Origin of the sequence: Acetoanaerobium pronyense, assembly GCF_017874355.1 — a bacterium.
Classification (GTDB): domain Bacteria; phylum Bacillota; class Clostridia; order Peptostreptococcales; family Filifactoraceae; genus Acetoanaerobium; species Acetoanaerobium pronyense.
The window spans coordinates 1-5,277 of sequence record NZ_JAGGLI010000061.1 but is presented as its reverse complement, the minus strand read 5'-3'; the positions used below and the strand labels follow the sequence as shown (position 1 = coordinate 5,277).

Sequence of the window (5,277 nt, the reverse complement as noted above, 5' to 3'; positions counted from 1 at the left end):
TTTATTTGTATTAGACATGATAAACCTCCAAATTAATTTAATTTATTTTATCATGTCCGAGTATTTTCTGTCTAAATTAGTTTAACCTATCCAAATATGTTTCATCAATTGTAGTTGCTTTTGTTCTTAGACAATTCGCCATTTCAAACAATATCTTACGAACCATTTCATCTATTTCAACTATATCTTGTTCTATTTTTTTCTCAAGACTTGGCATATAAAGATTAAGTAAAAATCCGATTCCAGCCCCGATAAACATCTGCATCATTTCATTGACGAGTGCAGGTAGAGCGATTGATTGTATGCTTAATAGATGTGAAACAAGTACAGAGCAAGGAACAATCCCGTCATGAAACTTCAATTGAACCGCAATAGGTATAAAAATCAAAAGATAAACACCAAAAGCAACCGATGTAAATCCCATAAGCGAAAAAACAAAGACTCCAATCGTCAACGCTAGAATTGTAGATCCTATTCTCATTATCGCAAGATCCTTGGATTTCTTTTTTGTGCTTTGAACACTTAAAATAACAATTATTCCCGAATTTACGGCATAGTCCAAATTCAAAAGCTGTGAAATAAATACTGCTAGGATAGCTCCAAAAGCAGTCTTAACAGTTCTCATACCAATATATTTTCTAATTCTCTGCATCGCTGGATTACCTCTCTTCAGATAATTTATTTCAAATAAATAATAATTCTTCTTTTGAAAATCTCATCAAATTATATTTTTCCAAAGTTATTTTCCCTTCCCTTTAGCTTGATTATATTTTATCATTAAAAAGAAGGTTTAGCTGATATCAACTTGATAATCCAAAAATCATAAAAACACTGATTGTAGGAAACGGCAAGCACGCTACGGTAGGATTTGAGCCTGATATATGGAAAACTTGGGATTAGGAGATGAGGTAAATGGCAAGAGGCAAAAAGATAATTCTGCTTTCACACTGCATACTAAATGTTAATGCAAAGGTTGAGGGATTTGAACCATATGAGAGTCTAGTGAAAGAAATAGTTGATTATCTTCATAAAAATAAGATAGGCATAATCCAGCTCCCTTGTCCAGAGATGGCTTTATACGGGATTAAAAGATGGGGTCATGTAAAAGATCAGTTTGATTATAAGTTTTTTAGAGATACATGTAAAGAGCTTCTAAACCCTATTATAAATCAGCTGGAAAGCTATACAAATGCTGGCTACTCTCTAATTGGATGCATAGGCATAGATGGAAGCCCAAGCTGCGGAGTGAGTCTAACATGTAGATCATCTCAGTGGCGGGGAGAAATGCATATGAATCCAAATCTAGAGTCAGTACTTTCAAATGTCGATATGGTAAATGAAAAAGGTGTCTTTATGGAGATTTTAGAAGATTCTTTGAAGGAAAACAATATTGAAGCAGAATTCATAGGAGTAAATGAAGAAAATATTGAGATTTCTTTGTCTGAAGTATTTAAATTTATAGATGATAAGGTTAAAAATATATAAAAATAAATAATACTACTTATTAAAAACATCAATTTTACTTTCCTTTCTCTTAATATGATAATTAATTGTGAATAAAAATTACTATTAAGAAGGAGAGTAGAAATGAGCAAATCCACATTTTCATCAACCAGCGATATGATATTCGCTTCCCTTGGAATCATTATTAATTTAGCTTTAGGAACTATAGTGAGCACACTGCAAATTCCACTTTTATTTTTAGACACAGTTGGGACTATTTTAGTTGCAGTAGTACTTGGCCCTTTCGCAGGAGCAATGACAGGCGGACTTACAAATGTGATTCAAGGCATACTTACAAACCCTAGAGATATACCTTTTGCCCTTGTAAATATAGCAATCGGTATAATAGTAGGATTAGTTGCAAAAAAATTCAAGTTTGATATTAAAACCGCTGCAATAACAGGTCTTGTACTTGCAATAATAGCGCCTCTTATCGGTACTCCAATTGCAGTATTTATGTATGGAGGACTTACAGGTGGAGGAACAGATATACTATTCGCATGGATGCTTGCAACAGGTCAAAGAATTTTTACAGCAGCTTTTGTCCCAAGGGTGGCTGGGAATCTAGTTGATAAAATAGGAAGTTGCATCGCTGTAAGCTATATGCTTAAGTACATTCCTAAAGAACTAAAAAACAGAAAAGCGGCATAGGTACTTTGAAATTTTTATATTGGAGGCATTTTATGGACGAACTTAAATATTCTTGTGATCACCCTAATGATTTTCAAGAGTTTTATACTTTATATGAAGAGTTGGGCTGGAATAAACTAAGTTTATCCAAAGATGATTTGGAAAAGATGTGTAGGCAAAGCTGGACTGTAGTTTATGTATATGATAAAGATAAATTAATAGCCACAGGCCGAATTATCTCAGATGGCGTAATCACAGGTCTCATATGTGGAGTTGGCGTACATCCACAGTATCAATCAAAGGGAATTGGAAAAGCAATAGTTGAAATCCTTACTACAAAATGTAAAGAAAAAGGTATTATTGCTCAGCTTATGTGCAGTGATTCTCTGGAACAGTACTATGAAAAATTTGACTTTAAGCGGTTTTCTATTGGGATGTCGAAAAACACAAGATGTTAACGAGTGAATTTTAAAGTGCCTAAGTATTTAATTTAATGTATCCTTTTTTCATGTCGATATAACCAAACTTTATATTCCCATAAGCAAAACTGATATATGGTAAGGGTTTGGTATGTTATAATTTTATTAAAGATAAATAATTAACAAACAATATCAAGGGAGGGTTTATTATGTTAAAGGCTTTAAAAGGAATACTTGCAATTTTAATGGTATCTTTTTTAATAGTTTCAGCAGCGGGTTGTACAGCTAATCAGGCTTCAGAGCAACCTGTTGAAGCAAATGAAATTGAAGTAGAAGAAATTGTAGAAGAGGAAGAAGTTGCTGATGATAGAGGCTACCATAGACCAGAAAGCCTAGTAACTGCTGACGAATTAAATTCAATGGAAAATGCAATCATCGTTGACTTTAGAGATGCTAAATTACCAGGCGGGTATATTCCAGGAGCTATCCAAATTAATAGAGGACAACAATTTGCTGAAATCGAAGGTGTAGCAAATATGCTTCCTGAAAAAGAGGTAATTGAAAACCTTTTAGGAAGCGCTGGTATTTCAAATAATGATACTGTCGTAATCTATGATGCTGAGAATGGATTATGGGCTGCAAGATTATGGTGGACTATGAAGGTATATGGACATGAGGATGTAAGGATTCTAGAGGGCGGCGCTGATGCTTGGAAAAATGCAGGATTTAATACTGAGATGTCTGCAGATTCTTTAGAGGCTACAACTTATACGGCTAAGGATGCTAATGAATCTATGATAGCTGATTTAGATATGATTACTGAAAGTATTGATAAGGAAAATTTAGTAGTAATAGATACTAGAAGTGAAGATGAATGGAACGATGGTAGAGTTCCGGGAGCTGTTTGGATTGAATGGACTAACGCTTTAAATTCAGATGGTACTTTTAAAAATGCTGATGAATTAAGATCTATTTATGAGTCAAATGGCATTACAAAAGATAAAGAAGCTATTATGCCTCACTGTAAATCAGCAGTTAGATCAGCTCATACAATGTTTGTATTAACAGAACTACTTGGATATGAAAACGTGAGAAACTATGACGGCTCATGGATAGAGTATGAAAAATCTGGTTGTCCAATAGAAATATAACTTCATCAAAAAACTAGCCTTATATTAATTTCAAGGCTAGTTTTTTTGATTCAATGGGACGAACGAAACGTCCCCGCGGCTCTAAGAGCAGAGCTTTCCTATGGATTTGTTAGAAAATTTGAATCCACCTTTCCCATTCTTTTTAATTTCATACATAGCTTCATCAGCGCTTTTTAATAGCTCTTCACTATCCAAACCATTATCTGGGTATATTGCTATACCAATTGAAGAGTTTACATTACACTTCACATCATCTATAACCATATCTTCTTGTAGCTTTGTATGAATTTTTTTTATAACTCTATCTATATTTTCTTTGTCTTCAATATTACGAATAATTATTGTGAATTCGTCTCCACCCATACGTGCCACAGTATCAGATTTTCTAATAGATTCTAATAATCTATTTCCTGCTATGATTAATACTTCATCCCCAACTTCATGACCATAGCTATCATTAATTTCTTTAAATCCATCTAAATCAATAAAGAGTAGTGCGAATTTGGTATTATATCTTTCGTTTTCTAGAACCATTTGATTTAACCTTTCGAAAAATAGCCTTCTATTAGGAAGTCCAGTTAATTTGTCATAATTAGCATATTTTTCTAATTCTAACTCTAGTATTTTACGTTCTGTAATATCTGTAGCTGAGCCTACAACGTTAGAAACTCTACCTTCTTCTAATACTTTTATTAGAAACATTGCATCTTGTGTTCCATTGAATACTTTTTCATATTCTTTGGTTAATCTTGAAATCTCTTGTTCAGTTTCTTTTAAATCTGTTATATCTGTATGGGCACCTAACATCCTTATTGGCTTTCCATACTCATCTCTAATAGCTAAACCTCTACATCTTATCCATATTGTAGAGCCATCTCTATGTCTGTACCTCACAATTTGGTCATAAGGGTGATTCGGATCTGCGCAATGTTTTTCAAAATTTTCAGAGGCAAGTTTTAAATCTTCTTCAAAGATAATGTCCTTCCATTCACTCGCTAGGTGTTTTTTTCATCTGGATTATATCAACAAAAAAGTCTTGCCCATGATTATTACATCATATACAAGACTTTAGTTTTAAGCTTAAAAAGTTATTATTCTTCTATTATTTTAATATTAGTCAGATAAAGTTCTTTAAAAAAAAATACTCCTCTTAAATCAATCTCCGTATTTTCTTTTGTAAACTCAAATCCTTTATCTATATATACATTTATTCCTTCTATCTCGTACAGCACAAAATCCTCACCAGACTGGGGAGGCAAAGGGGAGATTAACTCCTCTACCATTGGGCCTGCTCAGCCTCTTGATTTTACAAGTTTTTTAAAGGTTATTGTATCTATAGATTTTTGATGCATATAGGTCTTGGCTTTTTCTGTTATTGTCAGTTTCATATATATTCTTCCTCTCACTAGAAATATAAAATGTAAAAAAAAGGAATAATCAATCTTTTGTAGAATACTATTTAAGCATTATAAAAATATATTACTAAAACTTCGCACATGAAATTCTATATATGAATCTTGAAAATTCAATAATAATTGACAATAAAAAAGCATGAAACCATCTGGTTTTGGTAT

7 protein-coding genes and 1 pseudogene are annotated in these 5,277 nt (G+C 32.8%); 4 read left to right on the top strand and 4 right to left on the bottom strand.

All coding sequences use genetic code 11. The features are described 5' to 3' along the window. Window positions 1-76: 76 nt before the first annotated feature. Complete coding sequence (locus J2Z35_RS14340) at window positions 77-652, bottom strand: aromatic acid exporter family protein (RefSeq protein WP_209662088.1); 576 nt, start codon at window positions 650-652, stop codon at window positions 77-79. A gap of 260 nt (window positions 653-912) precedes the next feature. On the opposite strand from J2Z35_RS14340, the gene J2Z35_RS14335 reads away from it, so the two are divergent. From J2Z35_RS14335 to J2Z35_RS14320, 4 genes are all read left to right on the top strand, one after another. Next, window positions 913-1,485: a CD3072 family TudS-related putative desulfidase gene (locus J2Z35_RS14335; RefSeq protein ID WP_209662087.1), complete on the top strand. Its 573-nt coding sequence runs from the start codon at window positions 913-915 to the stop codon at window positions 1,483-1,485. A gap of 102 nt (window positions 1,486-1,587) precedes the next feature. Beyond that, on the top strand, window positions 1,588-2,154 hold the full coding sequence (locus J2Z35_RS14330; protein ID WP_209662086.1) for a CD3073 family putative ECF transporter S component: 567 nt from the start codon (window positions 1,588-1,590) through the stop codon (window positions 2,152-2,154). A gap of 32 nt (window positions 2,155-2,186) precedes the next feature. Continuing rightward, window positions 2,187-2,591, top strand: coding sequence for a GNAT family N-acetyltransferase (locus J2Z35_RS14325; RefSeq protein WP_209662085.1), 405 nt, complete (start codon window positions 2,187-2,189; stop codon window positions 2,589-2,591). A 170-nt stretch (window positions 2,592-2,761) separates the two neighbouring features. Further along, window positions 2,762-3,703, top strand: a complete 942-nt coding sequence (locus J2Z35_RS14320; RefSeq protein WP_209662084.1) for a sulfurtransferase — start codon at window positions 2,762-2,764, stop codon at window positions 3,701-3,703. A gap of 81 nt (window positions 3,704-3,784) precedes the next feature. Here J2Z35_RS14320 and J2Z35_RS14315 read toward each other — a convergent pair whose 3' ends face one another. The 3 genes and pseudogenes from J2Z35_RS14315 to J2Z35_RS14845 all read right to left on the bottom strand — a co-directional run bounded on the left by J2Z35_RS14315 (window position 3,785) and on the right by J2Z35_RS14845 (window position 5,091). Next, window positions 3,785-4,405 (bottom strand): GGDEF domain-containing protein, encoded by a 621-nt coding sequence (locus tag J2Z35_RS14315; RefSeq protein WP_245330935.1) that lies wholly within the window; start codon window positions 4,403-4,405, stop codon window positions 3,785-3,787. 63 nt (window positions 4,406-4,468) lie between these two features. Beyond that, window positions 4,469-4,684 (bottom strand): annotated as a pseudogene (locus tag J2Z35_RS14850) (PAS domain-containing protein); the annotation flags it as partial. A 110-nt stretch (window positions 4,685-4,794) separates the two neighbouring features. Then, entirely contained in the window at window positions 4,795-5,091 is a 297-nt protein-coding gene (locus J2Z35_RS14845; protein WP_264175377.1) for a CC/Se motif family (seleno)protein, read from the bottom strand. Between the last annotated feature and the right edge of the window lie 186 nt (window positions 5,092-5,277).